The organism is Hymenobacter coalescens, from assembly GCF_054783195.1.
The window spans coordinates 151,274-178,078 of the sequence record NZ_BAAGRA010000004.1 but is presented as its reverse complement, the minus strand read 5'-3'; the positions used below and the strand labels follow the sequence as shown (position 1 = coordinate 178,078).

At 61.7% G+C, this 26,805-nt stretch carries 20 protein-coding genes; 3 read left to right on the top strand and 17 right to left on the bottom strand.

The window, feature by feature from the left end; genetic code table 11:
- Positions 1-263 precede the first annotated feature (263 nt).
- The gene (locus ACYVKQ_RS03900; protein ID WP_460575810.1) at positions 264-1,127 is read right to left on the bottom strand and encodes a PI-PLC domain-containing protein; all 864 of its coding nucleotides are present in this window, start codon (positions 1,125-1,127) and stop codon (positions 264-266) included.
- A 184-nt stretch (positions 1,128-1,311) separates the two neighbouring features.
- On the opposite strand from ACYVKQ_RS03900, the gene ACYVKQ_RS03895 reads away from it, so the two are divergent.
- Complete coding sequence (locus ACYVKQ_RS03895; protein ID WP_460575808.1) at positions 1,312-1,950, top strand: hypothetical protein; 639 nt, start codon at positions 1,312-1,314, stop codon at positions 1,948-1,950.
- Positions 1,951-2,038: 88 nt separating this feature from the next.
- Here the strand turns inward: ACYVKQ_RS03895 and ACYVKQ_RS03890 are convergent, their stop codons facing one another.
- From ACYVKQ_RS03890 to ACYVKQ_RS03845, 10 genes are all read right to left on the bottom strand, one after another.
- A complete protein-coding gene (locus tag ACYVKQ_RS03890) occupies positions 2,039-2,320 on the bottom strand; it encodes a PLD nuclease N-terminal domain-containing protein (RefSeq protein ID WP_460575806.1) in 282 nt (93 codons plus the stop codon).
- A 104-nt stretch (positions 2,321-2,424) separates the two neighbouring features.
- Positions 2,425-3,072 carry a rhomboid family intramembrane serine protease gene (locus ACYVKQ_RS03885; protein WP_460575804.1) on the bottom strand — a complete coding sequence of 216 codons (648 nt, stop codon included), beginning with the start codon at positions 3,070-3,072 and terminating at the stop codon, positions 2,425-2,427.
- Between the two features lie 31 nt (positions 3,073-3,103).
- Entirely contained in the window at positions 3,104-4,081 is a 978-nt protein-coding gene (locus tag ACYVKQ_RS03880) for a polyprenyl synthetase family protein (RefSeq protein WP_460576067.1), read from the bottom strand.
- Between the two features lie 337 nt (positions 4,082-4,418).
- Positions 4,419-7,088 carry a ribonuclease R family protein gene (gene rnr, locus ACYVKQ_RS03875; RefSeq protein WP_460575802.1) on the bottom strand — a complete coding sequence of 890 codons (2,670 nt, stop codon included), beginning with the start codon at positions 7,086-7,088 and terminating at the stop codon, positions 4,419-4,421.
- A gap of 388 nt (positions 7,089-7,476) precedes the next feature.
- Positions 7,477-9,492, bottom strand: a complete 2,016-nt coding sequence (locus ACYVKQ_RS03870) for an ABC transporter ATP-binding protein (RefSeq protein WP_460575800.1) — start codon at positions 9,490-9,492, stop codon at positions 7,477-7,479.
- Positions 9,493-9,582: 90 nt separating this feature from the next.
- Complete coding sequence (locus ACYVKQ_RS03865) at positions 9,583-9,957, bottom strand: DUF7831 domain-containing protein (protein ID WP_460575798.1); 375 nt, start codon at positions 9,955-9,957, stop codon at positions 9,583-9,585.
- Positions 9,958-9,999: 42 nt separating this feature from the next.
- Entirely contained in the window at positions 10,000-10,485 is a 486-nt protein-coding gene (locus ACYVKQ_RS03860; RefSeq protein ID WP_460575796.1) for a hypothetical protein, read from the bottom strand.
- Between the two features lie 39 nt (positions 10,486-10,524).
- On the bottom strand, positions 10,525-11,163 hold the full coding sequence (locus ACYVKQ_RS03855) for a lipoprotein signal peptidase (RefSeq protein WP_460575794.1): 639 nt from the start codon (positions 11,161-11,163) through the stop codon (positions 10,525-10,527).
- 226 nt (positions 11,164-11,389) lie between these two features.
- On the bottom strand, positions 11,390-14,962 hold the full coding sequence (gene ileS / locus ACYVKQ_RS03850; protein ID WP_460575792.1) for an isoleucine--tRNA ligase: 3,573 nt from the start codon (positions 14,960-14,962) through the stop codon (positions 11,390-11,392).
- A 149-nt stretch (positions 14,963-15,111) separates the two neighbouring features.
- Positions 15,112-17,568 carry an efflux RND transporter permease subunit gene (locus tag ACYVKQ_RS03845; RefSeq protein WP_460575790.1) on the bottom strand — a complete coding sequence of 819 codons (2,457 nt, stop codon included), beginning with the start codon at positions 17,566-17,568 and terminating at the stop codon, positions 15,112-15,114.
- 197 nt (positions 17,569-17,765) lie between these two features.
- Here ACYVKQ_RS03845 and ACYVKQ_RS03840 point away from each other — a divergent pair, with 197 nt between their 5' ends.
- A complete protein-coding gene (locus ACYVKQ_RS03840; RefSeq protein ID WP_460575788.1) occupies positions 17,766-18,170 on the top strand; it encodes a hypothetical protein in 405 nt (134 codons plus the stop codon).
- 76 nt (positions 18,171-18,246) lie between these two features.
- Here ACYVKQ_RS03840 and ACYVKQ_RS03835 read toward each other — a convergent pair whose 3' ends face one another.
- Positions 18,247-19,767 carry a glycine--tRNA ligase gene (locus tag ACYVKQ_RS03835; protein WP_460576066.1) on the bottom strand — a complete coding sequence of 507 codons (1,521 nt, stop codon included), beginning with the start codon at positions 19,765-19,767 and terminating at the stop codon, positions 18,247-18,249.
- Positions 19,768-20,129: 362 nt separating this feature from the next.
- On the opposite strand from ACYVKQ_RS03835, the gene ACYVKQ_RS03830 reads away from it, so the two are divergent.
- Entirely contained in the window at positions 20,130-21,530 is a 1,401-nt protein-coding gene (locus ACYVKQ_RS03830) for an inorganic phosphate transporter (protein ID WP_460575786.1), read from the top strand.
- Positions 21,531-21,727: 197 nt separating this feature from the next.
- Here the strand turns inward: ACYVKQ_RS03830 and ACYVKQ_RS03825 are convergent, their stop codons facing one another.
- The 5 genes from ACYVKQ_RS03825 to ACYVKQ_RS03805 form a co-directional block, all read right to left on the bottom strand.
- A complete protein-coding gene (locus ACYVKQ_RS03825) occupies positions 21,728-22,207 on the bottom strand; it encodes a hypothetical protein (RefSeq protein WP_460575784.1) in 480 nt (159 codons plus the stop codon).
- Between the two features lie 148 nt (positions 22,208-22,355).
- The gene (locus ACYVKQ_RS03820; protein WP_460575782.1) at positions 22,356-22,847 is read right to left on the bottom strand and encodes a DUF4385 domain-containing protein; all 492 of its coding nucleotides are present in this window, start codon (positions 22,845-22,847) and stop codon (positions 22,356-22,358) included.
- Between the two features lie 805 nt (positions 22,848-23,652).
- Entirely contained in the window at positions 23,653-25,275 is a 1,623-nt protein-coding gene (locus tag ACYVKQ_RS03815) for an Ig-like domain-containing domain (RefSeq protein ID WP_460575780.1), read from the bottom strand.
- Positions 25,259-25,573, bottom strand: coding sequence for a hypothetical protein (locus ACYVKQ_RS03810; RefSeq protein WP_460575778.1), 315 nt, complete (start codon positions 25,571-25,573; stop codon positions 25,259-25,261). Before ACYVKQ_RS03810 ends, ACYVKQ_RS03815 begins: the two co-directional genes overlap by 17 nt.
- A gap of 56 nt (positions 25,574-25,629) precedes the next feature.
- Entirely contained in the window at positions 25,630-26,493 is an 864-nt protein-coding gene (locus ACYVKQ_RS03805; RefSeq protein ID WP_460575776.1) for a methyltransferase domain-containing protein, read from the bottom strand.
- Between the last annotated feature and the right edge of the window lie 312 nt (positions 26,494-26,805).

Genomic DNA, 26,805 nt, shown 5'->3' with positions numbered 1-26,805 from the left:
AACAACCGAACAATACACCACTTGCAATTACACTCAATTGTAACAATTGACATAATGTAATATTGTTACAAACATAATATTACACGGACATTGGTACACAATACACTATACAGTGCTGTAACAACGCCCTTAATACATTCCATGTGGAGCTGCAGAAATGAATTTTTCTGCCTAAACCGCTTCCTTACCTGGACCAGATGTAAAAAAGCACCCGCTATAAGGCGGATGCTGGCACTAAATCCATGCTTAATACGGATGAGCTGTCAACACCGGAATACCTCAGCTGCTCGATTGGGGTAATCGGTGGTGATACCGTGTACGCCCCACCCTGCTACAGCGCGCAGGGCATCAACCTCGTTGACGGTCCAGGTTATGATGGGCAGCTGCGCCGCGGCACAAAACCTCAGCAGTTCTTCCGTTAGAAGCACGTAGTCCGGACCCAATGCGTCAGGTACAAAACCGAGCCGCTGGAGGTGGCCGGTCAACGAAATATGGTCTTCGATTAATAAGCAAACATGGTAGCTGGTCAGCTGCCGGGCGCACCGAACTACACGATGATCGAAGGACATCAACAGAATAGTGGGCCTTGCTGACGCGTCGGCAGCAAGCCAGAATGCCTCTATAACCTGCTGCACCCGCGTCACGAATTCTGCGGGTGCAGGCTGCGTTATATGATCCTCGTCAGGCGTGCTCTTAAGCTCAATGGAGAAGGCAGGCAACGCCCGTCCTGATACAGAGCACGCGTGGGCCACTGCGGCAAATACCTCTGTGAGCAGAGGCTTATAGGCGGGCTCAGGGCGCTGCTCTGGGAATAGTGGATGGCCGCGCTGGCCGCAGTCATAGCGCAGAATAGCGGCGTAGGGCTGCTCATAAAAGTTGAAGGCACGGCCTTCCTCAACCGATAAACCCGCGCCATCGGGGGCGGTGCAGATGGCAGAGTTAAGCCAGGGCTCGTGCGAAACCACTACCTGCCCATCAGCCGAGACAACCACATCTAGCTCCAGGCCATCGACGCCCCATTCCAGGGCGTGCAGAAAGGCGGGAATAGTGTTTTCGGGGCGCAGGCCCCGGCAACCGCGGTGCCCATAGACCAGGGGGCGTGCCGGAAGTAAAGTGGATGCAGACATGCTGTGTGCATACGCATCAAGCCATCGGAAGGGAAAGCCCTAGATTCCGGGCTGGGCAAGCGTAGGATGAATTAGACCGTCATCATCCCCCCAGCCGAGGCCAGAAAAACCTTATCACAGCTAGCGAAGTAGCGCAAACCGGTATTTTTGACGACTCATCTGAACATACATTTCATCATACACCATGAAACGCGTACTACTCCTGCTGGCGTTGGCCATTCTCGTTATTGGCGGTTACCTATATTATCGAAGCGTGAGCACCGGTCCTAAGTTTGCGCTGGGCCAGGCCGTGAAGGCGGTGCACGACCACGACGTAAGCAGCTTCGAGAAATACGTGGACGTGGAAAGCGTCACGGGCAGCCTGGTGGATCAGGTGGCGGATCAGGGCAAGGCGTTGGGCCTGATGCTGCCGGGCGGCGGCTTGGTAGCCAAGGGCGTGCTGGGGTTGGCCAAGCCGCAGCTGGCCAAAGCAGCCCGCAAGGAGGTGCAGCATTTCGTGGAAACCGGCTCCCTGGAAGCAGCCGCAGAGAGCCAGCCGCAGCGGCTGGTGAAGGTGTCGATGGCCGGGCTGGCCAGTCGGGTCATCAGCCCGGAAAGCTCCTTCAAGGGGGTGAAGTACGTGAACGAGCAGGGCGAGCAGGCGCTGGTCGGGCTGGAGTTTACGCAGCCGAAATACGACACGACGATGGTACTAGAAGTGAAGATGCGCGACCGGGGCGACTACTGGCAGGTGACGGAAGTTACCAACCTGGGCCAGACGCTGGGCCACGTGGCACGCCTGGAGAAGCAGCGGTTGCTGCGCGGCGGCAAGAAAGATCAATAGACCCCTCCGCTTTCGCAGCGGCAAGAGGAGGCATACAAAAAGGCCCGGTGCAGTTTTGCACCGGGCCTTTTTGTGGGTGAGCGGGAAGCTATGCCTTGCCGCGGCCGGAAATGAAGTAGTACAGGATCAGGCCGAGCAGGGGCAGGAAATAGATGATGGCAATCCAGAGAATCTTCTTGCCCAACGACCACGGTTGACGCAGCGCATCAATCATAGCCACCACGTCGAGGATTAGGATAAGCGCGCCCCACATGGTGTAGGAGCCAGCATCGGTGCGGCGGCTGCAGCTGCTCAGCGTGAAGGACGAGAGGAAAGCCATCAGCAGCGCCAAGGGCTTGAAAGAAGAACGGAGGGCGAGTACGCGGTCCATGAGGTGCTTGGTTTGGAGTAAGGAGAAGGAGTTTTGGGCTTCTATTACGCAAGCATGCCATAATGGATATCCAGTCAGTCGAGTATCCTAAATAAACAATTGATTTACAGATATTTATTGCTTATTTGCTGCCAGAATTCAATCACGGCGGTCGGTTGAATGAGGGCCGTGAGCACGACGCCAAAAAGGGCGCCGTAAAAGTGGGCGTCGTGGTTGATGTTGTCGCCGGCGCGGCGGCCCTGGTAGTACGAATAAGCCAGGTACAGGAAGCCGAAGACGAAAGGCTGAATGCGGAACGGGATGGGGAAAATCAGGATGCCGCCACCTTCGGGCGCCACAGGGAAAAAGAGCACCGAGGCGAATACAACTGCCGCTACGCCGCCGGATGCACCCAGGCTGCCGTAGCGCGAATCGCGGCGGTGCTGCAGGTAGGTGGGAATGTCGGCTACTATGATGCCGCCCAGGTACAGCAGCAGGAACAGCAGCAGCCCGTTGAGGGAGTCAGTTTCCATCATCAGCCGGCCCAGTACCACCTGCCCGAAGGAGTAGAAGGCAAACATGTTAAAGATAAGGTGCATCCAGTCGGCGTGCAGAAAGCCCGAGGTCAGGAAGCGGTGCCACTCGCCGTGCTTGTGCACGCGGAAGGGGCTGAAGATCCACCGATCCATCAGGCCCGGGTTCGACCAGGCGTAGATGGAGATGCCGCAGGTCAGGATGATGAGCAGCAGAACGGGATTGAGAAGGTCAAGCATCGGCAGAAACAGGAGGGAAAAAGGGAGGAGCTTAGCTTTCGCGCTCCATCAGCTGCAGGGCCAGGCCGCGCAGCAATTGCTTGCGGTCGGCAGGGGCCTGCACGGCGTCCAGGTGCGCGAGGGCGTCCTGGAAGTAGTCGTTGATGAGGGCCTCGGTGCTGCTGCGGATGCCCAGAGCGTCGTAAACGGCCGTAACGGCCCGCACCTTGGCTTCGGCGGTTTCGGGCGACGTCTGACCCAGCCACTGGCGCAGCGTGGCTTCCTGGGCCGCGTTGGCGCGCTCCAGCGCGGTCAGCAGCAGGTAAGTCTTCTTGTCGGACACGATGTCGCCGCCGACGCGCTTACCGAAGGTGGCCGCGTCGCCGTACACGTCGAGTAAATCGTCGCGCAGCTGGAAAGCTAGGCCCACGTCGACGCCGAAGCGGCGCAGGTGGTCGGCATCGGCCGCGGAAGCCCCGCCGAGGCGGGCACCCAGCTCCAGGGCGAAACCCAGGAGCACGGCCGTCTTGAGGCGGATCATGTCGAGGTACTGGGCGATGCTAACCTGGTCGTGGGTTTCGAAGTTCATGTCGAACTGCTGGCCTTCGCAGACCTCGGCGGCCGTTTGGCTGAAGCGTTGCAGCACCTCGCGCAGCAGGACGGGCTCTACGTCGAAGAGCAGCTCGTAGGCGCGCACCAGCATCACGTCGCCGGAGAGGATGGCCACGTTCTGGTTCCACTTGGCATGCACCGTGGGCTGGCCACGGCGCAACGGGGCCTGGTCCATGATGTCGTCGTGGAGCAGGGTGAAGTTGTGGAAGACCTCCACGGCCAGGGCCGGCCGCAGGGCTAGGCGCTGCCAGTCGTCGGTGAAGAGCTGGGCGCCGAGCAGGGTGAGCAAAGGGCGAATGCGCTTGCCACCGAGCTGCATGATGTAGCGGATGGGTTCGTAGAGTTCGATGGGCTGCTGGCCGTATTCGAGGCGGGCCAGGGCATCGGTGATGAGGCTGGAAAAACGGGAAAGGTCCACGGAGTTGGGGCGGCGTATGATGGCTTGCAAGGTACGGAGGGACGGCGGCACGGATGGGCTGCGGATGGGTGCTGCACCGGCGGGCCGAGAACCGAGGCTGGGCTGGCGACGACCGGGGCTGACATGCAGACGACCGTGACTAGCGTGCAGGTAACCGAAACCGGCGTGCGGGCGACTGCGTCCGGCGTGCGGATGATTGGAGGGCGGCCACGTAGTACCTTCGGCGGGTTCGGCTACACGCAAACGGCCCCGCCGGTGCTGTACCAGCGGAGCCGTTTGGGGTGCCGTTCAACGATAGTGGTAGTACGACTCCAAGTCGTACTACCACTTCGGTCATTTAGCCGTGGAAGCGGCTGCGGCCTTTCTTACCGCCGCCGGATTTGCGCGGGCGGCTGCCACCGCTGCCGCCCGACTTGCCGCCGCTGCGGCCGTCGGCGCGGCCACCACCGCCCGAGCCGGAACGGCTCCGGCCGCCCCCGCCACCGCGCTCGTCGCGGGCAGCGTAGCCGTCGGACTTGCCGCGACCGGCGCGGCGCTGGTTGGTGCCGAGCGAGTCGGTGACTAGCTCCAGGTCGATGGTGCGGTCGAGCAGGTTGGCGGCTTTCACGAACACTTCCACCTTGTCGCCGAACTTGATGATGCGGCCGGTGCGCTGCCCGATGACGCGCATGTTCTCCTTGTCAAACTCGAAGTAGTCCTCCGGAATGTCGGCCAGGCGGGCCATGCCTTCGCTCTTGGTTTCGCCCATCTCCACGTACATGCCCCACTCGGTGAGGCCCGATACGACACCCGTGAACTTCTCGCCCACGTGCTGGGCCATGTACTCCACCTGCTTGTACTTGATGCTGGCGCGCTCGGCTTGGGCGGCCCGCTTCTCGCGCTCCGAGGAGTGCTTGCAGTCGGCTTCCAGCTCCACCGCGTCGGCGCTCTTGGCCCCGTGCAGGTAGTCTTCGAGCAGGCGGTGGGCCATCATGTCGGGGTAGCGACGGATGGGTGAGGTGAAGTGCGAGTAGTGGTCGAAGGCCAGGCCGAAGTGGCCCAGCGGCTCGGTGGTGTAGATGGCCTTGGACATGGCGCGCACGGCCAGGGCCTGAATCACCGACTGCTCGGGCTTGCCCTCCACCTCAGCCGTGAGCTTGTTGAGCTCCTTGCTGACGTTGGTGTTTTCGCCGAAGTTGAGCGAGTGGCCAAACTGCCGGGCAAACTGCGCGAAGTTCTCCAGGCGGTCGGGGTCGGGCGCGTCGTGGGTGCGGTACACCATGGTGAGGCGCGGCTTGCGCGGCTTGAGGCGGAACACGAAGTCGGCCACCTTGCGGTTGGCCAGCAGCATGAACTCCTCGATGAGCTTGTGCGCGTCCTTACGCTCCTTCACGAACACGCCGAGCGGCTTGCCGTTTTCGTCGAGCTTGAACTTCACCTCCGGCGCCTCAAAGCTGATGGCACCCTTGCGGAAGCGCTCGGCCTGCAGCTGCTTGGCAATGCGGTTGAGCAGGTTCACTTCGTCGGCGTAGTCGCCCTCGCCCGATTCGATGCGTTCCTGAGCCTCTTCGTAGGTGAAGCGGCGGTCGGAGTGGATGACGGTGCGGCCAAACCAGGAGTCGTAGAGCTTGCCCTTCTCGTCGAGCTCAAACACGGCCGAGAAGGTGAGCTTGTCCTCGTTGGGGCGCAGCGAGCAGAGCCCGTTCGAGAGGCGTTCGGGCAGCATCGGGATGGTACGGTCCACCAGGTACACCGAAGTGGCGCGGTGCTTGGCTTCCTTTTCCAGCCGCGTGCCGGGGCGCACGTAGTGGGTCACGTCGGCGATGTGCACGCCGATTTCGTAGTGGCCGTTGTCGAGCTGGCGCAGCGACAGGGCATCGTCGAAGTCCTTCGCGTCCACCGGGTCGATGGTGAAGGTGGTGATGCTACGGAAGTCGCGGCGCTTGCCAATTTCCTCCTGCGTGATGGCCGCCGGAATGGCGTTGGCTTCGGCTTCCACCTCCTCCGGGAATTCGAAGGGCAGGCCGTACTCGGCCATGATGGCGTTGATTTCCGCCTCGTGCCCACCGGCCGGACCGAAGGTGCGGACCACCTCGCCCACGGGCTGGCGGCCGGCCTCCGAGGGCCACTCGGTCACCTTCACGAGTACCTTGTCGCCGTCCTGGGCACCGCCCAGCGCGTGGCCCGGCACGAACACGTCGAAGTAGAGCTTCTTGTAGTCGGGGGCCACGAAGCCAAAGCCACCCTGGATCTGCAGGCGGCCGACGACCTCCTGCTTCACACGCTCGAGCACTTCCACCACGTCGCCGGTGGGCTTCCCGTCGCGGTTCTGGCCGAGGCGCACGCGCACCGTGTCGCCGTCCATGGCAAAGGCCAGGCGGTCGGTGTAGATGCGCAGATCCTCGGGCAGCTCCTCGCTCACGATGAAGGCGAACTTGGCGTTGGCCAGGTCCACGGTACCGGTGATGGTAGGGCCGGGCTGGTAGCCGCCTTCGCGCCGCTCGCGGTACGAGCCGGGGCGGTGGCTGCGGTCGGAGGTGCCGGGCATGTCGAAGCCGGCCGAGCGGCGGCGGTGCACGATGGGGCCGCTGGACTCCAGCTCCTCGGCGGGGTTGTCGAGGGGGCGGCGGCTGCGGGGCTGGTAGCCCCCGGCGGCATCGGCCGGAGCGCTGCTCACGGCCGGCTTGTCGCGGCGCGGGCCGCGGTCTTTGGCGGGCACGTCCTGGTCGGGCCGCTCCTGCTGGGCGCGGCCGGGAATTTCCACCAGGCGGTAGTCGTCGTTCTGAAGCAGGGCGATGTGCCCGCTTTTCTTGAGGGCCTTCAGCACATCGAACAGGTCGTCGCGCTGCTCTTTGTCCACCACACCAAGGCGGCGGGCGAGCTGGCGGTAGTTGAAGACCTTGCCGGGATTCTCGGCGAAGATGCGGAAGACCTGGGTCTTGTTGATGGTGGCCGGAGCGGCTTGGTCACGGCGGCGGGCCGGGTCGCGCTTAGGGCGCGGGGCGTCCGAGTCGTTGTTTCTTCTCATGGTGAAAAGGGTCGCCGCCGGGCTGCTTTGGGTATCTCTGACGGGCGGCGAGTTGGCTGGAAAAAGGCAGGCGGAGTTACGCACCAGAATGGGCGGGCCTGTCGGGATGAATATGCGTGCCGGGCTGATTTTGTTGCGTCCGGCGGGAAAGATTTGGTCTAGTGTTCGAAACCAGACCGGGTTAAGTTCTGCCAAAGAACAGAACTTCTGAATATATCCGCGGTAAGCGGGGTGCTGCCGGGACGATACGCGGGGGGCAGCGAAGCAAATAGAGGCGCGTTTGAGGCGCTATACGCGACGCCTGGGGTAGTGGGCGTGTGCGGAATGGAGTAAAATAACTAAGTGGCTTAAGCGGGCTGTAAGGCGGTAGAAACGCAAGCTTACGTTTCTACCTGGTGCGCCGGGCCACGGCAGCACGGATATCCTCGGGCGTGTCTTTGGGAATGGCCGACAGCAGCCGCTGGGTGTACTCGTGCTGCGGGTTGGCGTAGATGTCGGCCGCGTTGCCCTGCTCCACGATCTGTCCGGCGTTCATCACCAGCAGGCGGTCCGACATGAAGCGGGCCACTGACAGGTCGTGGGTAATGAAGAGGTAGGTGATGCCAAAGTCGCGCTTCAGGTCGTTGAGCAAGTTGAGCACCTGCGCCTGCACCGATACATCCAGCGCCGAGACGGATTCGTCGCAGATGATGCACTTAGGTTGCAGGGCCAGCGCCCGGGCAATGCAGATGCGTTGCCGCTGCCCGCCGCTGAACTCGTGCGGGTAGCGCAGGTAGTGCTCCTCCTTCAGCCCCACGGTGCGCAGCAGCTCCAGCACCCGCGCCTTCTGCTGCTGGCGCGTGCCGCCGACGTTGTGCACCCGCATGGGCTCCAGAATGGCTTCGCCCACGGTGAGCATGGGATTCAGCGCCGCGTAGGGGTCCTGGAACACCATCTGAAAGTCGCGACGACGACGGCGCAGCTCCCCGGTTGAGAGCCTGGCCCAGTCATCCCCTTCGAACAGAATCTTGCCCGCCGTTGGTTCCACCAGGCGCAGCAGCGTCCGGCCCAGGGTGGTCTTGCCGCAGCCCGACTCCCCCACCAGCCCGACGGTTTCGCCGCGGCGGATGTCGAAGCTCACGCCATCCACCGCCCGTACGACTTCGGTGGCCCGGCCGAAGAAGCCTTTGCGCACCGGGTAATGCACGTGCAGATCCTGCACGCGCAGCAGCACTTCGCCGCTAGTCGGGGCATCTGGGGCAGCAGGCGCGGCCGAAGCGGCAGCACGACTTTGAGTTGTACTACCACTATCGTTGAACGACGGGGCAGAAGTATCAGCCGGAACCGCGTTTAGCACCGGCTCCCCCGCCGCGGGCGTTACCTGACCCGTTTCCAGTAACGGCGCCGTCTGGAAGCCTTGCAGCGTATTGTCGAGCCGTGGAACAGCGGAATGTTCCACGGGGAACATGTTGGCAATGTCAGTCTCGTTCTGAGGAACCTCGGCCGTAGAGCCAGCCACTTCGTTTGCAGGACTTTGCAGGGCGGCAGCTTCAGTGGTAAAGAAGGCGCCCGAGGCATCTTCCCGCATGAAGTCGGCTACCGTCGGAAGTTTTTTTCGCCCCAGGGAGAGTTTCGGGCGGCAGGCCAGCAGGCCTTTGGTGTAGGGGTGCTGCGGATTGGTGAAGATGTCGAGCACCCGGCCCTGCTCCACCACCTTGCCGCGGTACATCACCAGGATGCGGTCGGCAATTTCGGCCACCACGCCCAGGTCGTGGGTAATGAAGAGCACGGCAGTGTTGCGCAGCCGGCGCAGGTCGTCGATGAGGCGCAGGATGCGGGCCTGCACCGTCACGTCGAGGGCGGTGGTGGGCTCGTCGGCAATGAGGATGGCGGGCTGGCAGGCCATGGCCATGGCAATCATCACGCGCTGCTTCTGCCCGCCGCTGATTTCGTGGGGGTAGCTCTTGAATATTTTCTCCGGCCGCGGCAGCTGCGCTTCGGTAAACAGCTCGATGGTGCGGGCCTCGGCTTCCTGCTTGCTTAAGGTGGTATGCAACCGCAGCGCTTCCACCACTTGCGCCCCGCAGGTGTGCACGGGGTTCAGGGAAGTCATGGGCTCCTGAAAGATGAACGATATTTCGTTGCCGCGCACCTGTTGCAGCTCGGCTTCGGAGAGGCGCAGCAAATCCACCTCGCCACCCAGGGCCTCGGACTGAAAGCGCGCTTCTCCCCCACTCAGCCGGCCGGGCGGCATCGGAATCAGCCCCAACATGGCCAGCGAGGTCACCGACTTGCCCGAACCCGACTCGCCCACGATGGCCACCGTCTCGCCGGCGCGCAGCTGAAACGACACGCCCTCCACGGCCCGCGTCAGGCCGTACTGCGAGGCGAAGTCGATGGTCAGGTCGCGGACGTCGAGAAGCACGGAATTAGCGGTTTGCACGGGTTTCGCGGGCGAAGGTGAGCTGGCGGGCTCGGTGATGGGTTTGGTGCGCTTAAAAGGCCTGAAAAGCGCTTAAACGAAGGCTTTGAGCTGCTGCAGGTAAGCAAAGGTACGCGGGGCGCGGGTTGGCAGCTCAGCCAGGCCGGTGCCTAGGCCGTCTTCGGGCAGCACCACGTGGCCACCAGCCTGCAGGTGGGCAAAAACGGGGGCCAGATTCTCGGCAATCAGGCGGCAGTTCTGCTCGTAGGTGTCGTCGGTCCAGAAGTCATCGGGGGCGGTGCGGGCGGGCTTGCGCTTGGTCCTCACTCCTACCGCGTTTGGCTCGACGCGCATGGCCTTGGCCTGCCCGCCGTAGCCGCGGCGCCGCTCGTTGTCCCCGAAGACGTAGAGCGTGTCGGGATTGGCTTTCAGGTCTTCGCGGCTGATGAATTTCTGTTTGCGGAGCATGGAATTACAAGAACAGCAGGAATTGATATAACCCCAAAGCATTTAGGGCATAGCCAACTGAACAACATTGGCTTCGACATTTCCCTTGAAAGTGTGGTCAGGCCAGCCATATCCAAGGTATTCGTGGTTGATGCGCAATTTGACCGCATAGCAATGCTTCGACTTCAACACAGGATATATACGACTCAGCTTAAGCTTCATTCGGAGCTGATAAGGCTGATTCGGCCTCAATACCACGCTATTCTGTTTCGTGATGATAACGCGGTCCAGATCCATTACATCCTTACAGGAGAAATAATACCCGTGTACTTTGCTCCGGCAATCCTCAAAGCCAACGTAGATCAGGCTTGCGCAGAAATTCCATTCTTCCGGCTTGTAGAAAATAACAGCCGAATCAGCAGTCGAAACCACCGCTGATAGCTCCACCACCCGCGCCTGCGCGTTGTACCTCACTCCTTTCAGATCGAGCTTTACCGAAGGCTTCTGAGCCTGCGCATAAAATGAAAACGCCCACAACAGCAATGTCATGAGCGTTTTTAGTGGTTGTGTAACCATTCTTTTGGGTGCTTACACCACCTCGGCCGCTTCCGCGTCCGGCCGGTGCTCGTTCGGCTGGGCTTTCTGCTCCTCGTGGTGCTGGAAAAACTTGCCCTGATTCAGCAGGATGAAGACCACGCCCAGGAAAATGGCCGCGTCGGCGATGTTGAAGATGGGCCAGAGCGAGAGGTGCATGCCCCCTACCAGCGGCCAGGAAGCGGGCAAAAAGCCCTCGTACAGGTCCAGGTAGAGCATGTCAATAACCTGCCCGTGCAGCCAAGGCGTGGGCGCGCCGAAGGGGGCGTTGTTGTAGATAACTCCGTAGAAAACCGAGTCGATCAGGTTGCCGATGGCGCCGCCCAGGATGGCGGCAATGCACCAAATCAGGCCCTTCGGGGCGGCCGATTTCCACAGCTTGTAGATGTAATAAGCTATGCCCGTCACGGCCAGCAGGCGAAACAACGTGAGCATCACCTTGCCGTAGGGTGCCGGCAGTTCCACCCCGAACGCCATGCCCGGATTCAGGGTGTAGTGCAGCTTCGCCCAGTCGCCAATCAGCGGGATTTCGCCCGGCATGCCCGGCTGCATGTAGGTGTGCACGGCCCACTTCGAGAGTTGGTCGATGACAATTACCAGCAGGGCCAGCAGGTAGTACTTCCAGTATTTCATGAATTCGCTGATTTGGCGACCAAGGCAAAATTGCACTGCGCGTAGCACACCGCTGCACCCCGATCTTATACCTCTCCGGCACAAAACGGCGCGAAGATTTATGCGGATGGAATCGGCCCGGCGAGGCCGAAAAAGAAGATTTTGGACTGTTTCAGACTATCCCGTCGGCGTTTTATACGCCGGTATGCCGGGCGGCGAATTTAGCACGCCGCCCGGCACCTGTGGCTCAGCTTTTTACGACTTCCACGCGGGCCGGCACTTTGTACTCGTCGAATTCGAGCACCGAACCGTCGACGAAACCGCTCACCAGATCCAGCGACACGGCCTGCACTTCGGTGCGGATGTAGTCACCGAAATTCTCCACGGCTTGCACCAGCTCGGGCTGGTCGGCGCCGAGCGTGACGCGGATTTTGTCCTGCACCTCCAGGCCCGAATCCTTGCGCAGGTTCTGCAGGCGGTTCACCAATTCGCGGGCTACGCCTTCGTGGCGCAACTCGTCGGTGAGGGTCACGTCGAGGGCCACGGTGAGCGGGCCGTCGGTGGCCACGAGCCAGCCAGGCAGGTCCTCGGTGCGGATTTCCACGTCCTCGGGCGAGAGCGTGATAGGCTGAGCGTCAACCTCTACCGCCAGCTGACCGGCTTTTTCGAGCTGGCTGATTTCCTCCGGCGTCATCTGCTGGATGCGGGCGGCTACGGCCTTGAGGCGCGGACCGAACTGCTGGCCCAGGCGCTTGAAGTTAGGCTTCACCGACTTCACCAGCACCCCGCTGGTATCGTCGAGGAACTCCACGTGCTTCACGTTCACCTCGGCGCAGATCAGGTCTTCCACCTTCCCTACCTGCTCGCGGGTCGTCTCCGTCAGCACCGGCACCAGGATGCGCTGCAGGGGCTGGCGCACCTTGATGGCCGACTTTTTCCGCAACGAGTGCGTCAGCGAGGATACGCGCTGGGCCAGGTCCATGCGCTCCTCCAGGGCCTTGTCGATGAGGCTTTCTTCGGCCTGCACCAGCTCCGTGAGGTGCACGGATTCGTAGCGCAGGGGCGTACCTTTTTCCGTGGCCTCGGCGCGCATGCCGTCGGTCATGTTCTTGTACAGCCACTCGCCGAAGAAGGGCGCGATGGGCGACATCAGCTGCGAAACCACCACCAGGCACTGCTGCAGGGTTTCGAAGGCGGCCTTCTTGTCGGCCGTCAGCTCGCCCTTGCGGAAGCGGCCGCGCGAGAGGCGCACGTACCAGTTGGAGAGCTGGTCGGTGACGAAATCCTGGATGGCGCGGGCGGCTTTCGTGGGGTCGTAGTTGTCGAAATGGCCGCGTACCTCGAGGATGAGCGACTGCAGCTTCGAGAGGATCCAGCGGTCCAGCTCGGTCAGCTCGGCCACGGGCACGCGGTCGAATTCGCGAGCCTGGAACTCGTCGAGGTTGGCGTAGAGGGCGTAGAACGAGTAGGTGTTGAACAGCGTGCCGAAGAAGCGGCGCTGCACCTCCGTGATGCCGGCAAGGTCAAACTTGAGGTTGTCCCAGGGCTGGGCGTTCGAAATCATGTACCAGCGCGTGGCGTCGGGGCCGTACTGGGCAATGGTCTGGAACGGGTCGATGGCGTTGCCGAGGCGCTTCGACATCTTGTTGCCGTTCTTATCCAGCACCAGGCCGTTGGCAATGACGTTTTTGAACGCCACCGAGTCCTCCAGCATCACCCCCAGCGCGTGCAGGGTAAAGAACCAGCCACGGGTCTGGTCGACGCCCTCGGCGATGAAATCCGCCGGGAAATTGCGCTGGAATTTCTGCTCGTTTTCGAAGGGGTAGTGCCACTGCGCGTAGGGCATGGCGCCGCTATCGAACCACACGTCGATGAGGTCCGGCTCGCGGTACATGGGCTGGCCGGAGGGTGAAACGAGGAAAATATCGTCCACGTAGGGCCGGTGCAGGTCGGTCATTTCCCCCGATTTGATGGGGTTATGCGTCATCACCTCGGCGGCCACGGCCTTGTCGATTTCGGCGCTCAGCTCGGCGATGGAGCCGATGCACAGTTCCTCGGAGCCGTCCTGGGTGCGCCAGATGGGCAGCGGGGTACCCCAGTAGCGCGAACGGCTCAGGTTCCAGTCGACTAGGTTTTCCAGCCAGTTGCCGAAGCGGCCGGTGCCGGTGCTGTCGGGCTTCCAGTTGATGGTTTTGTTGAGCTCGATGAGGCGGTCCTTCACGGCCGTGGTCTTGATAAACCACGAGTCGAGCGGGTAATAAAGCACGGGCTTGTCGGTGCGCCAGCAGTGCGGGTAGGTGTGCTCGTACTTCTCCACCTTGAAGGCCCGGCCGCGCTCCTTGAGGCGCACGCTGATGTCCACGTCGAGGGTGCGGTAGTCGGCGGCCGATTCGTCGTGGCCGTCGTAGTTTTTCACCCAGCGCCCGCCGAATTCGCCCATCTGCGCCACGTAGCGCCCGGTACGGTCCACGATGGGGCCAAGCTTGCCCTGGTCGTCGCTGACCAGCAGAGCCGGCACGTCGTTCTGCTGGGCTACCCGGAAGTCGTCGGCGCCGAAGGTCGGCGAGATGTGCACGATGCCGGTGCCGTCCTCGGTGGTCACGAAGTCGCCCACGATGACGCGGAAGGCCCGCTCCTCCCCTTCGAAGGCCGGGAAACCCGCGTCCTGGCCGAAGAGACGCTCGTACTTGATGCCGGCGAGGTCTGAACCTTTGAACTCGCCAACAACACGCCAAGGCAGCCCTTTTTTAGCCGCAGGCGTTTTTTTAACAAAGCTTTCGGTGGCTTCAACAGTCAGTTTTTCGCTGCTACCATCGAATAGCCAACCGGCAATCAGCGACTCGTAACCGTGGTAATAATCTTTTCCTTCGGCCAAAGAATTGACGTGCTCCAAGAAAGCTTCAGACTCTTGGCCAGTGAAATACCGGCTTACCAAGTTCTTGGCAAGAACAACTGTGGCAGGAGTGAGAGTGTACGGATTGAACGTCCGGATCAGAACATAATCGATATTCTTTCCGACTGCCAACCCGGTGTTAGCCGGCAGCGTCCAAGGCGTCGTCGTCCAAGCCAAGATGAAGATTTCGGGTTCTTTATCGACTGACGCACCGAAGCGTTTACCAGAAACACTACTGTCATTAAAGGCAGCAAACAGCTTTTCCGACTGCTCGTCGCGCTTCACCTTGAACTCGGCCACGATGGTCGTGTCCTTCACGTCCTTGTAGGTGCCGGGCTGGTTCAGCTCGTGCGAGGACAAGCCGGTGCCGGCGGCCGGGGAATACGGCTGGATGGTGTAGCCCTTGTAGAGCAGGCCCTTGTCGTAGAGCTTCTTGAGCAGCGCCCAGCAGCTTTCAATGTACTCTGGCTCAAAGGTGATGTAGGGGTCCGAGAGGTCCACCCAGTAGCCCATCTTCTCGGTCAGCTCGTCCCACTGGTGTTTGAAGCGCATCACCGTTTCGCGGCAGCGCTGGTTGTACTCCTCGACGCTGATTTTCTTGCCGATGTCCTCCTTGGTGATGCCCAGCTCCTTTTCCACCTGCAGCTCGATGGGCAGGCCGTGGGTGTCCCAACCGCCTTTGCGGTTCACCTGCTTGCCGTTGAGCGTCTGGTAGCGGCAGAAGATGTCCTTCACCGTCCGGGCCATCACGTGGTGGATGCCGGGGGCGCCGTTGGCCGAGGGTGGGCCTTCGTAGAACACGAAGGTTTCCTTGCCCTCACGGGTGGTCACGCTCTGCTCGAAAATGCCGTTCTGTTTCCACCACGCGAGGATGTCGGAACCTACTTTGGCGTAGTCGAAGGGTTGCTTGTATTCGGGGTATTTCATCGGTCATAAAGCCCCAGCGGTGGGCATGCTCCCCGCTTGGGAGTTGCGGCGGGCGCTGGTTTTTCGGCTCTGGTTTGGGCTAGGAAAGTCAGTTATCGAAAGCAAACAAAGCGGGCGGCAAAAAGGCTCAGAAGCAGGCCGCTACTGGGTTAGGTATTAGTGCCAGGGTCGGCCGGGCCCTGGGGCAGGCGGGGCTGCACGGTCATCTTGGCCAGGTTCAGCTCCAAGTCGTCGTCCTCTTCGTGGTACTGATCGTCGTAGTGCTGAATGAGGGCGCGGTCGATGGTTTCGTCCTTGCCGTGCTCAAAGCTCACCAGCAGGGCCGGCAGCAAAATCAGGTTCGAGAAGTTGGTAATCAGCAGCGAGGCCGACATGAGCAAGCCCAGGGCCTTGGTGCCGCCGAATTCGGAGAAGGCGAAGATGCTGAAGCCCACGAACAGCACGATGCTGGTGTAGATCATGCTGGTGCCGGCCTCCGAGAGCGTGGTGCTGATGGCGGCCCGCACGCGGCGCCCGTTGCTGGCCATTTCCTGCCGGAACTTGGCCAGCAGGTGAATGGAGTTGTCCCCGTCGATGCCCAGGGCAATGCAGAAAATCAGGGCCGTGGCAGGCTTCAGGGCAATGCCGAAAAAGCCCATCAGCCCGGCCGTAAGCAGCAGGGTCACGAAGTTGGGCAGCAGGGTAAAGAACACCGAGCGGATGGAGCGGAACAAGACCAGCACGATCAGGCCCACCAGCCCGAAGGCGTGAATCAGGCTGTTGCGCAAGGTGCCGATGATGTACTCGTTGCCCTTGGTGAAGAGGATGGTCGTGCCGGTGAGCTTCACGTCCATGCCCGTGCCGTTGAAGATTTCGCGGATCTGGGGCTGAATCTTGTTGATGAGCAGCGTGTCGAGGTTGCGCGAGCCGATGTCGGCAATCTTCAGCGAAATGCGGGCTTTCTGGCCGGTGGAGTCGGTAAAGGAGCGCAGCAGCTTGTTGTCCATGCCGGTGCCGCCCTGCCCCTGCGAGCGGGCCAGGTAGCTCAGAATGAAGTTGCGCTCGGAGTTGTCGGGCAGGCGGTAGTACTGCGGGTCGCCGTTGTAGAAGGTCTGCGTGGCCGCCTTCAGGAAGGTCACGATGCTGATGGGCGAGGTCAGCTCCGGCTGGGTGCGCAGGTAGTTTTCCAGGCGGTCGATGCGCTCCAGGTTCTTGAGCTTGAGGATGCCGCGCTTCTTGCCGGTATCCACCACGATTTCCAGCGGCATGATGCCGTTGAAGTGCTGCTCGAAGAACTTCAGGTCGGAGTTGACGGAGGAGTTTTTGGGCAGATCATCCACCATGTAGGCCACCGACTGCAGCCGCGAGGCCCCCAGCGCGCCCAGCAAGCACAGCACCAGGGCGATGCCGTAGACCGTGCCGCGGCGCTCCAGCACCAGGTAGTCGAAGAACTCCAGCAGCTTGGTCAGCGGCTTGGCGTCGAGGTGCTCCAGCTGCTTGGGCGTGGGCGGCGGCAGGTAGGTAAAGACAATCGGGATGAGGATAATGGAGATGAAAAACGCGGCGAAAATGCTCAGCGTCGCCACCCAGCCGAACTGGTAGAGAATGGCAATGTTGGTGAAGCAGAACACGAAAAAGCCGGTGGCCGTGGCCGTGTTGTTCATCAGCGTCACCAGCCCGATTTTGCGCACCACGCGCACCATGGCCAGCACTTGGTTACCCGAAATGCGGTAGTCGTAGTGGTAGCGCGAGAGCAGGTAGGTGCAGTTCGGAATGCCGATGACGATGAGGATGCTCGGTATCAGGCCGGTGAGCAGGGTGATTTTGTAGCCCAGCAGCACGATGATGCCCACGCACCAGATAACGGCCACGCCCACGATGAGCAGCGGAAACACCACCGCCGACCACGTGCGGAAAAAGACCAGCAGCGTGGCGCTGGTCACCAAGGCGGCCAGCATTAGGAAGAACTTCATTTCGCTGGCCACCTTCGTCGTCATGGTGGAGCGCACGTAGGGCAGGCCGGCGTAGTGCAGGCGGATGTTGGTTTTCTTGGTGAACCGCTCGGCGTGGTCGAGGATGTTTTTCATCACCGCCTGCCGCTTCGAGGAATTCAGGTACTTCGGGTCCATGGTCAGGGCCAGCAGCGTGGCCCCGGTGGTGGGGCTGATCAGCTGCCCCTTGTAGAACTCCTGCCGGTTCACGATGCGCATCAGTGAGTCCAGCTCCTTCTGCGTCTGCGGGAAGGTGCGGAAGATGGGCGCCGTGGCGAAGCGCTGGTTCGCGGTGTCCTTGGTGAGTTGAATGAGCTTGGTCACCGACAGCACCCCGTTCACGCCTTCTTCCTTGGCCAGCGTGTCGGTGAGCAGGCGCAGCTCGTTGAAGTTGCCGAGCCGGTACACCGAGCTGTCCTGCAGCCCGAGCACGAGCACGTTGCCGTCCTCGCCGAAGGTTTTCTTGAACTGCTGGAAGTACACCATGTCGGGGTCGTCGGGCGACACGACCTGGGCAAAGTCGTAGGTCATTTCCACGTCTTTGGCCTTCCAGGCCATGAACGCGGTGATGACGGCCAGCAGCCCAACGAGCAGACGGCGGTTCTTGATAATCAGCAGGGCGAGCTTACTCCACATCGGCTACGGCAGGAAAATTGGGGCAAAGGTACACAATGGCTCCTGGGGGATTTTGGAGGGAGAATAGCACCGGCCGCAGAAAACGCTTTATTATAGCAAGCACCTGTAAATCAAAAAGTTGAAAGAGTCGTATACTCCCGTAAATTTTGCCGCCGCATATCTGCAACCTCCACCGTCCCCGGCGGCTCTTGCCCTTGATGACGCTCTATTACTCGCCCGGAGCCTCGCTGACGTACCACGCGGCCGAGGAAACCCTGCATCTCAGCTTCAACGCCACCCACCTCGACCTGTCCTTCGGCCAGGCTTATCAGTGCGCCCTGCAGGAAATGCTGACCCACAACGTGGGCAAGCTGCTGCTGGACCTGAAGCGCAACGCCCCGCCCGCCGATGACCACGAGCAGTGGCTGGTGGAACCGCTGCACGCCCACCTGCCCGCCCGCATCAGACGTCCGGTGTTCATCGCCGCCGTGCTCAGCGAGGGGCAGTACCAATACCAGATCAGCAACTGCCCGGCCAGCGGCAGCACCTTCGTGCCCGAGCAGGTGGAATTCAACTATTTCACCTCGCGCCGCGAAGCCACTGCCTGGCTCAACGGGCAGTAAGCGCCGCGCTGTCACCACCAAAAAAGGCCCCGGACATTCATCCGGGGCCTTTCGCCTATTGGGCCATTTCGAGCGGCTACAGCTGTTCGAAGATGCGCGAGAGGCTCACCGCCTCGCCGATGTAGCCGCGCAGCTCGGAAATCGGCATGCGCGTCTGCTCCCGCGAGTCGCGGTGGCGCACCGTCACGGTGTCGTCCTCCAGGGTCTGCCCATCAACCACGATGCAGAAGGGCGTACCGATGAGGTCCTGGCGGGTGTAGCGCTTGCCGATGGCGTCCTTCTCCTCGATGATGATGCGGAAGTAGTGGCGCAGGGAGTTGAAGATTTCGGTGGCCTTTTCCGGCATGCCGTCCTTTTTCACCAGCGGGAAGATGGCGGCCTTCACCGGCGCCACCGCGGGGTGCAGCTTCAGGAAGGTGCGCGTCTTGGTGGTCTGCTGCTCGCCTTCCCCTTCGGTAATGGTTTCCTCGGTGTAGGCCTGGCAGAGCGTGGCCAGGAACAGGCGGTCGGCGCCCACCGACGTCTCCACTACGAAGGGCACATAGTTGCCGTAAGCCTTGCCGGTTTCCGGGTTGATGTCGGCGTCAAAGTACTGCTGCTTTTTGCGGCTGTACTGCTGGTGCTGGGTCAGGTCGAAGTCGGAGCGGGAGTGGATGCCCTCAATTTCCTTGAAGCCGAAGGGGAATTCATACTCGATATCGACGGCGGCCTTGGCGTAGTGGGCCAGCTTCTCGTGGTCGTGGAAGCGCAGCTTATCGGCGGGCAGGCCCAGCACCTCGTGCCAGCGGCGGCGGGCGGCTTTCCAGTGCTGGTACCACTCATTTTCGGTGCCAGGGCGCACGAAGAACTGCATTTCCATCTGCTCGAACTCCCGCATGCGGAAGATGAACTGCCGGGCCACAATTTCGTTGCGGAAGGCCTTCCCGATCTGGGCAATGCCGAAGGGCACCTTCTGGCGGGCCGACTTCTGCACGTTCAGGAAGTTGACGAAGATGCCCTGGGCCGTTTCGGGGCGCAGGTAAATTTCGCTGGCGCCCTCGGCCACCGCGCCCATCTGCGTCGAGAACATCAGGTTGAACTGGCGCACGTCGGTCCAGTTGCCGGTCTTGCTGATCGGGCAGAGAATCTGCTCGTCGATGATGAGCTGCTTGACGCCGGCCAGGTCGTTGTCGGTGAGCAGGCGGCCCATTTCGGCCAGCAGGGTTTCGGCCCGGGCCAGTTCCCCGTTCTTCTCGTATTCGGCGGCACGCTCCTCCAGCAGCACGTCGGCGCGGTAGCGCTTTTTGCTGTCGAGGTTGTCAATCATCGGGTCGGAGAAGCCGTCGACGTGGCCGGAGGCTTTCCAAGTGGTCGGGTGCATAAAGATGGCCGCGTCGATGCCCACCACGTTCTGGTTGAGCTGCGTCATGGCCTTCCACCAGAGCATTTTCAGGTTATTCTTCAGCTCCACGCCGTTGGGGCCGTAGTCGTACACGGCGGCCAGCCCGTCGTAGATTTCGGAGGAGGGAAACACGAAGCCGTATTCTTTGGCGTGGGCCACGATGTCGGCCAGGGTGCCTTCGGTGGTATGGGCGGTTTGCTGCGCGGGCTTGCTCATGGATAAGGAGAGGATGAAGGGCTCAGAACGCAAAGCGAAGAACGAGGATGCGGGCAGCCCGTGGTGATACGGCCAGGTCCTGCTCCCTGGTTCTAAGCTCCAAGTGCTGGTTCGGGGGCAAAAATAGGACGAAGTACCCAAGCTTGGCGCCGGGCTTCGGGAGCGACGATGTGGCTCCGGGCGCGGGCCTTACCGGCGCGCAAGCTACCATTGTTAAACTTTTTGTAGAACCTTTGGTACAAGGCGTGTCGCTCGGGCGCGGGCGACACGCCACTGAGTAACAATTTCATAATCTTGCGCCCCTTTTCGCCGGCTGTACTTTTGGCGTCCCATTTTCCCTTCGCTCACCAATCCTTCCCCATATGCTCGGCTTAGAGCCCCAAGTGCTCCTGCTACTGCTGGTGTGTCTGGTGGCCGCTTGCGCGTTTGAATTCGTCAACGGCTTTCACGACACGGCCAACGCCGTGGCAACTGTCATTTACACCAACACCCTGCGCCCCTGGGTCGCGGTGGTCTGGTCTGCGTTCTGGAACTTCATCGGCGTGTTCGGCGGCGGCATCGGCGTCGCCATGGGCATCGTGTACCTGCTCCCCGTCGAGAGTTTAGTGGATCAGAACATCTACCACGGCATAGCCATGGTGGGCGCTCTGATCCTGGCGGCCATCATCTGGAACGTGGGCACCTGGTACTACGGCATCCCGGCCTCCAGCTCGCACGCGCTCATCGGCTCCATCCTCGGCGTGGGCATTGCCTTCTCGCTGCTGCCCGATTCGTCCGGCGCCGCCGTGAACTGGAGCAAGGCCACCGAAACCGGCATTGCGCTGCTCGTCGGGCCGCTGTTCGGTTTCACGCTCACCATCATTCTGATGTTTGTGCTCAAGCGCTTCGTGCGCAACAAGGCCATCTTCAAGGAGCCGCACAAGCGCAAGCCGCCACCCCTCTGGATTCGCCTGATCCTGATTGCGACCTGCACGCTGGTGAGCTTTTTCCACGGCTCCAACGACGGGCAGAAGGGCGTGGGCCTGATCATGCTCATCCTGATTGGCATCGTGCCCTTCAAGTTTGCCCTCGACGAATCGAAGAACCCGCTGGACATGCGCGGTTCCCTGGTGAAGGTAGAGCAGGTCATGAGCCGCATCAACGTGGCCGAGCTGGCCCCCGACGAGCAGAAAGCCCTGACCGAAATCAACCAGCAGACCGCCACGTTGGACCGCATCTTTGCCGGTAAAAACGAGGTGCAGCAACTGCCCGAGTCGGACCGCTTCCAGATCCGCCGCGCCATCCTGCTCACCTACACCCGCGCCAAAAAGCTCATGGACAGCGAGCGGGTAAGCCTGAGCCCGCAGGACCGCAAAACCTACAGCACCGCCATCGACGACATGCGCGGCTTCACCGATTACGCGCCCAAGTGGGTGGTGCTCATCGTGTCGCTTTCGCTGGGCATCGGCACCATGGTGGGCTGGAAGCGCATCGTGGTGACCATCGGCGAGCGGATCGGCAAGGAGCACCTGACCTACGCGCAGGGCGCTTCCTCCGAGCTGGTAGCCGCCGCCATGATCGGCATGAGCACGCAGTTTCACCTGCCGGCTTCCACCACGCACGTTCTCTCCTCGGCCATTGCCGGCTCCATGGTGGCCAACCGTGGCATCAAGAACCTGAACCCGTCCATGGTGCGCAACATCGCCCTGGCCTGGGTGCTGACGTTGCCGGTGACCATGGCGCTGTCCGGGGTGCTCTTCCTGCTGTTCCGCGCGCTACTCTAGCCTGCTGATCCTTTCAAAACACAAAAAAGCCGCTCCGGATGGGGCGGCTTTTTTGTTTGGGACTTTATGCTTACGGAAGCTTCGTTACACGAGCTATTGACTTATTCCGGCTACGTTTGCACTGATCGGCATTTACTTTCAGCCACTTATCCACTTATCAACACCCAAAAAGGCTCCGTTTGTGGATAACTACGTGGTTAAGCCGGCCACTGCACCTCCAAGTCATCGTTGATGTAGACCCCGAAGTTGACAAATTGCAGCTCGTCCTCATCGAAGTAAAGGTCAATCATCTCTTTTTCGTAGGAGAGGCGTACCTCACCCGTGTCGACCTTTTCCATCTCGCCCTGTTCGTGGCCGTGCCGCCGCATCAGCGCCTGAATGGCCTCCACCGACTTACCGTGAATGGGTTCGCCGTACAGGCGCATGCCGGGGTGGTCGGTTTCAATGCACGAGAGGCGGTAGTCGTCTTCGCGGTCGAAGTAGAGCGAGTAGCCTTCTTCGAGGTAGTTCCAGGCCTGGTGCTCGAACTCGTCGTCGTCTTCGGATTCTTCGATTTCTTCCGGTTCGCCCATCAGGGCGCGTACTTCGTCCATGCTGGCGCCGAACTTGAGCGGGCCCATGCCTTGGCCCAACACGATTTCATTTTCCTCGGTGCTCCGGGGTTGGGGCGTGTTCATACTGGAGAGGGTTTTGGAGTTGGTAGCGGAGTAAAGGTAGGGGTTGGTTTCAGTTGTCAGGTGCTGGTTGACGGTTGTCCGGTGCTGTGGCCGGCTCTTCCGGCGCGGATGATTTTCGCCTGACAACCGACAACTCGCAACCGGCAACTCATTTGCCGTAGCGCGCTTCAAATTCAGCTTTCTGACGCAGGTACTCAGGATGCTGCTTGGCTTGGTCCCACTTGGCTTTAAAAATGGCGGCCGCCTGGGCTTTCTCGGGGTCTTCCGGGTCGCGGGGACGCTCGGCGCGGCCGTGGGCGCCGCTCTGGCCCTTTTTATCGGCGGGCACGGGGCCTTCGTACTTCTTGCCGCCGCGGTGATTGGCGTAGCGCCGGGCCCGGGTGAAGCCCATCTGCAGAAACTTCCGGGCCATGTCCGCGCCCACAAAATCCTCAGCCGCCAAATACGCCAGAAACAGGCCGTAGATCTTCTCGGACGACTCCTGGGCTACCGCGGGGCTTCGAAAGCGCCAGAAGGGCAGAATCTCGCTCTTATAGGGCTCCACGAGCAACACGCCCTGTTCCCCTTTGCCCACGCGGTAACGCTCGGGGTGCTGGCGGAAGTCGACGTGATGGAAATCCTGCTGGTAATCGAAGGGCATGAGGCGGAGCGGCAGCGAATGGCTGTATACGCAGAAGTGCGGGCCGGGTAGCAGCGTACCTGTGACGGGTGCCTCCAAAGTGAGTTCGCATAGGACTCCTGATACCTGTCATTCCCCGGGCTTCTCCAAACCCGAACGGCCTTTTTCAGCGGAAGCTTGCGGAACCTCCTGTAGCACAGGCTTTTCTTTTGCCCGACTTATCCACGTGCCTAATAACTTTTCACTAAATAAAATTTTAAAATTCTTTTTTGTCTTCAGTCGTTGGGGCTGTTCATAAGTGGATAAAAAACAGGCTTATACACACGGCTGGATAACATGTGCACAAGAACAGGCTTATGCACCGGCTATCCACATGGGATGTGCAAATTACAGGGGTGATTTACTGCTAATTAACAGGCTTTTAGACAATCCACACACTTGTGCACAGACCTGTGAATTAACATGTTAGTGGAACGTGGATAGCCCCCAAATCATGGGGAAGTTGTCCACGGCTATCCACAGGCGCTGCGCACTGACAGGGACCTGTAACCACCAAAAAAACTTATGCCCTGTTTCTCCACGCCTGTCCACGGTTATCCCAGCGTTATCCACGGGTTATCCCCTGTCGGGTAAACAGGTGGGGCACAGGGGGTAAAGAATTCCACAACTGCCTGTGGATATGTGGATAGCGCCCAGTCTGGCCCCGAAAACAGTGCTGATAATCAGGGCATAGTTACCTGTCCGCATATAGGCCGCTGCGGGCAGGGCACGAAAAAGCCCCGGTACAGGAGCACCGGGGCCGCCAGCCGACGCGTCGGCCGAAACGTTAGAAGCTGAGTGACAGGTTCTCCACTTCCCAGTTGGCGCGTACCTGCTGAGGCTGGTTGAATAGCCACACGGGCTCGGCCGGGAGCAGCAGCTTCGGGTCGCCTCCGCGCCAGCGCCCGTCGTTGTCCGCATCAATAAGCACGCGCAGGCGGTAGCTACCGGGCTCCAGGTTATCGAAGCGAAACGTGCGCGGGCTCGACAGGGTGCGCACGATCTGCAGGTTCTGATCGAGCAGCTGCAGCTCGAAGCTGCGGACCTTGGTTTGCACCGTGCCCGACAGGCTACCGGTAGCCGACTGGTCCGTCACGCGCAGGCGCACGGGCCGCAGGCGCAGCGACTGACCGCTCACGGCGGTAATAGCCGTGCTGTCGGGCTGAAAGGTGACGGTGTTACGGGCTTTGGTATTCATGTTTACCGTCAGCAGCGTGCGGTCGGGGCTGAGGAAGCCGTCGGCCGGGGCCCGCAGCGGGCGCCGCCCGGTGGAGTCTTCTACCAAGGTGCCGAAGGGGCGGTCGGTGGGGAGGCGCACCGGCTCCTGAAACTGCAGCTTTAGCTGGCCCTGCCGGTAAATGTCGCGCGGGTTGCCCACCACTTGGTACTGGGGGCCGCGGCGCGGCGGCGCGGCCTGGCCCTCAAAACGAATACTCACGGTATCAATGCCCACGTTGCCGGCGCTGTCGGTGGCCGTGAGCAGGTAGCGGCCGGCCGGCGCTGCCGGGGCCCGCTGCACCACCACCGCGCGTCCCCGGTCGGCCAGCAGGGAGGTTTCGGCCAGCGCCGGGGCGGGAGCCTGGCCCAGGGCGGCGAGGGTGAACTGGCGCAGCCCCTCGCTGTAGCCGATGCGGTACTGCGTGGGGGAAGGCTGCTGCGAGAGAATCAGCGGCCGCCGGGAATCGGGCCGTACGGAGAGCAGGCGCAGCGAATCGAGGCGCGGCTGCAGCGTGATGGGCGCGGGCAGGTAGGCAATGCGCTCCGGCTCCTCGTAACGGCTGTTGTTGTTCTTGTCGGTAATGGCGTAGATGCGGTAGCGGCCCTCGCGCACGTTGCGCAGCTCAAAGGCGCCGGTTTTGTCGGCGCGCGTCTGGTAATAGGGCGGGGTGCGGCGCACGTCGCCTGTATCGGCCGCGGGGTACAGGGCAATGGTGGCTTCGCTTTCGGGCTGGCCGGTGAGCAGCTGCGCCACGGTGCCGCGCACCCGGCCCGAGTCGAGCGCGGCGCCGGTGCTGAAGGCCACAATCACGTTGCGGGCCGGGTTGTTCTCGGTGATGTCGGTGACGGCGTCGCGGAAATTGAACACGTAAGTCGTGTTCGGTTCCAGCGCCTGTTCGAAGCGCAGCTCGATGGCGTTGCGCTCCTCCCGAATCTTGTAGGGGTTCTTCTCGGAGATGGTGGGCGTGATGAGCAGATTTTTGGTCAGGTCCTTCAGCTGCACCGACTCCGAAAACTCCAGCCGCAGGGTTTTGCTCGTCACGTTGGTCGCGCCGTTTTTCGGCGCGCTGCCCACCAGCTTGGGCGCTACCGTGTCGCGCGTGCCGCCTTCGGGCGAGCTGATGGCAGCGCAGCCCGTCAGCAGGAGTCCGGTGGGCAGCAGAAGCAGGATGGAGTTAGCGCGAACGAACATTGTAGAGCAGCAGCGTGGAAAGCGTAAGCAGGGCGCAGGCCCCCAGGATGGCCCACCGGGCGCGGGCCGATACCGGTCCGGGCGTCGGATCGGCATCCGGGGGCGGCTCGGCCACGGCGGCCGGGCGCAGCGTGTCGGGGGGCGCGGCCGAAGGTACAACGACGGAATCGGGCCGGATGGGGTTCGACTGCGCGCTGACCGCCGCCATGCCCGCCCCCAGCAGCACGGCCAGCAGCCCCGGCCGGAGCCACCGGGCCGGACGGGTGCAGAACGAGCAAAGAGGCAAACGGGTGGGCATCGTACGCGGTGGTTACAAGCAGATAAGCCCCTCCCCTACCCCGCCGGCGGGCGGCCTCAGGAAGCGGCCGGGGCCGGCGCGGCTTTAGCGTCCTTGCCCGCCACGTAGATCAGGCTGGAATACTGCCCGCCGTTTTGCGCCGCCTGCCGGTTCGACTTGAAGCCCGACTTCAGAGCCGCCAGCAGGCCGCCGTTGCGCTCGGCGCGGTACTTTTCGCTGAGCATGCTCACGTAAAACGCGTCGAGCTTCATGGGCAGGGTGTGCCGCAGCTGCAAGTGGTGCTTGCGCAGGAGCTTGGTAATCGTCTTGGCGGTAAAGTGGTACAGGTGACGCGGCACGTCGAAGGCGGCCCACTGCTCGCGGTAGTACTGCGCGTCGGGGCTTTCGGCGTTGGGCACGGCCACCACCAGCACCCCGTCGGGCTTCAGCACGCGGGTGAGCTGCTTGAGCGTGCCGTTGAGGTCGTGCACGTGTTCGAGCACGTGCCAGAGCGTAATGGCGTCGAAGGAGGCCGTTTCAAAGAGGCTCAGGTCGCCGGCGTTGATGGGCTGCCCGGTGTTCTGCTCGGCCAGCTGGCGGGCGGTGTCGTTGGGCTCCAGGCCCGACACCTGCCAGCCGGCCTTCTGGCAGGCCGCCAGGAAATAGCCGGTGCCGCAGCCGTAGTCGAGCAGGCGGCCGCGGCGCGGGGCCTGCTTGTTCACCAACGCAACTTTCTGGCGCACGGTGAAGGTGCGCGCCACCTGGTACACCTGGTTGATTAGGCCCTGGTTGGTATCGGAGTGCGACACGTATTCCTCGCTCTCGTAGTAGCGGCCGATGCTGGCCGCGTCCGGGCGCGGGTTGGTGAGCAGAAAGCTGCAATGGGTACACTGCACGATGGCAAAGCTTTCGTGGCTGACGGAATGATCTTCGACCACCATTTTCGGGCGGAAGTCATTTTTCCCGCACACCGGGCACTGTTCTACGCGTTCGTACGACACCAAAAAAGCAATTCAGACGGCAAACAAAAACAGTCGGCGCCGGGCCAGCTGCGACTACAGCTACAAAAATAGGTTTTTGGCGGATGCGGCGGCCGGGCAGCGGGCAAAATGGCCCGGTGACGCTGAGGGCTGTGGGGCCGAGCGAGTGGGGCGGCTGAGCGCAAGTCGGAGACTTGCTTCCGTTGGGGGGCCTGCAGTCAGCGGGGCTAAAACCCCTGAAGACGGCGGCCAGCGCGTCCGCTGGCGCGTGAC

What these genes read in the sequence shown, in the direction of transcription:
- ACYVKQ_RS03900 (WP_460575810.1), bottom strand. Translation starts at nt 1,127, where the DNA reads ATGTCTGCATCCACTTTACTTCCGGCACGCCCCCTGGTCTATGGGCAC.
- ACYVKQ_RS03895 (WP_460575808.1), top strand. Translation starts at nt 1,312, where the DNA reads ATGAAACGCGTACTACTCCTGCTGGCGTTGGCCATTCTCGTTATTGGC.
- ACYVKQ_RS03890 (WP_460575806.1), bottom strand. Translation starts at nt 2,320, where the DNA reads ATGGACCGCGTACTCGCCCTCCGTTCTTCTTTCAAGCCCTTGGCGCTG.
- ACYVKQ_RS03885 (WP_460575804.1), bottom strand. Translation starts at nt 3,072, where the DNA reads ATGCTTGACCTTCTCAATCCCGTTCTGCTGCTCATCATCCTGACCTGC.
- rnr (WP_460575802.1), bottom strand. Translation starts at nt 7,088, where the DNA reads ATGAGAAGAAACAACGACTCGGACGCCCCGCGCCCTAAGCGCGACCCG.
- ACYVKQ_RS03865 (WP_460575798.1), bottom strand. Translation starts at nt 9,957, where the DNA reads ATGCTCCGCAAACAGAAATTCATCAGCCGCGAAGACCTGAAAGCCAAT.
- ACYVKQ_RS03860 (WP_460575796.1), bottom strand. Translation starts at nt 10,485, where the DNA reads ATGACATTGCTGTTGTGGGCGTTTTCATTTTATGCGCAGGCTCAGAAG.
- ACYVKQ_RS03855 (WP_460575794.1), bottom strand. Translation starts at nt 11,163, where the DNA reads ATGAAATACTGGAAGTACTACCTGCTGGCCCTGCTGGTAATTGTCATC.
- ileS (WP_460575792.1), bottom strand. Translation starts at nt 14,962, where the DNA reads ATGAAATACCCCGAATACAAGCAACCCTTCGACTACGCCAAAGTAGGT.
- ACYVKQ_RS03845 (WP_460575790.1), bottom strand. Translation starts at nt 17,568, where the DNA reads ATGTGGAGTAAGCTCGCCCTGCTGATTATCAAGAACCGCCGTCTGCTC.
- ACYVKQ_RS03840 (WP_460575788.1), top strand. Translation starts at nt 17,766, where the DNA reads ATGACGCTCTATTACTCGCCCGGAGCCTCGCTGACGTACCACGCGGCC.
- ACYVKQ_RS03835 (WP_460576066.1), bottom strand. Translation starts at nt 19,767, where the DNA reads ATGAGCAAGCCCGCGCAGCAAACCGCCCATACCACCGAAGGCACCCTG.
- ACYVKQ_RS03830 (WP_460575786.1), top strand. Translation starts at nt 20,130, where the DNA reads ATGCTCGGCTTAGAGCCCCAAGTGCTCCTGCTACTGCTGGTGTGTCTG.
- ACYVKQ_RS03825 (WP_460575784.1), bottom strand. Translation starts at nt 22,207, where the DNA reads ATGAACACGCCCCAACCCCGGAGCACCGAGGAAAATGAAATCGTGTTG.
- ACYVKQ_RS03820 (WP_460575782.1), bottom strand. Translation starts at nt 22,847, where the DNA reads ATGCCCTTCGATTACCAGCAGGATTTCCATCACGTCGACTTCCGCCAG.
- ACYVKQ_RS03815 (WP_460575780.1), bottom strand. Translation starts at nt 25,275, where the DNA reads ATGTTCGTTCGCGCTAACTCCATCCTGCTTCTGCTGCCCACCGGACTC.
- ACYVKQ_RS03810 (WP_460575778.1), bottom strand. Translation starts at nt 25,573, where the DNA reads ATGCCCACCCGTTTGCCTCTTTGCTCGTTCTGCACCCGTCCGGCCCGG.
- ACYVKQ_RS03805 (WP_460575776.1), bottom strand. Translation starts at nt 26,493, where the DNA reads ATGGTGGTCGAAGATCATTCCGTCAGCCACGAAAGCTTTGCCATCGTG.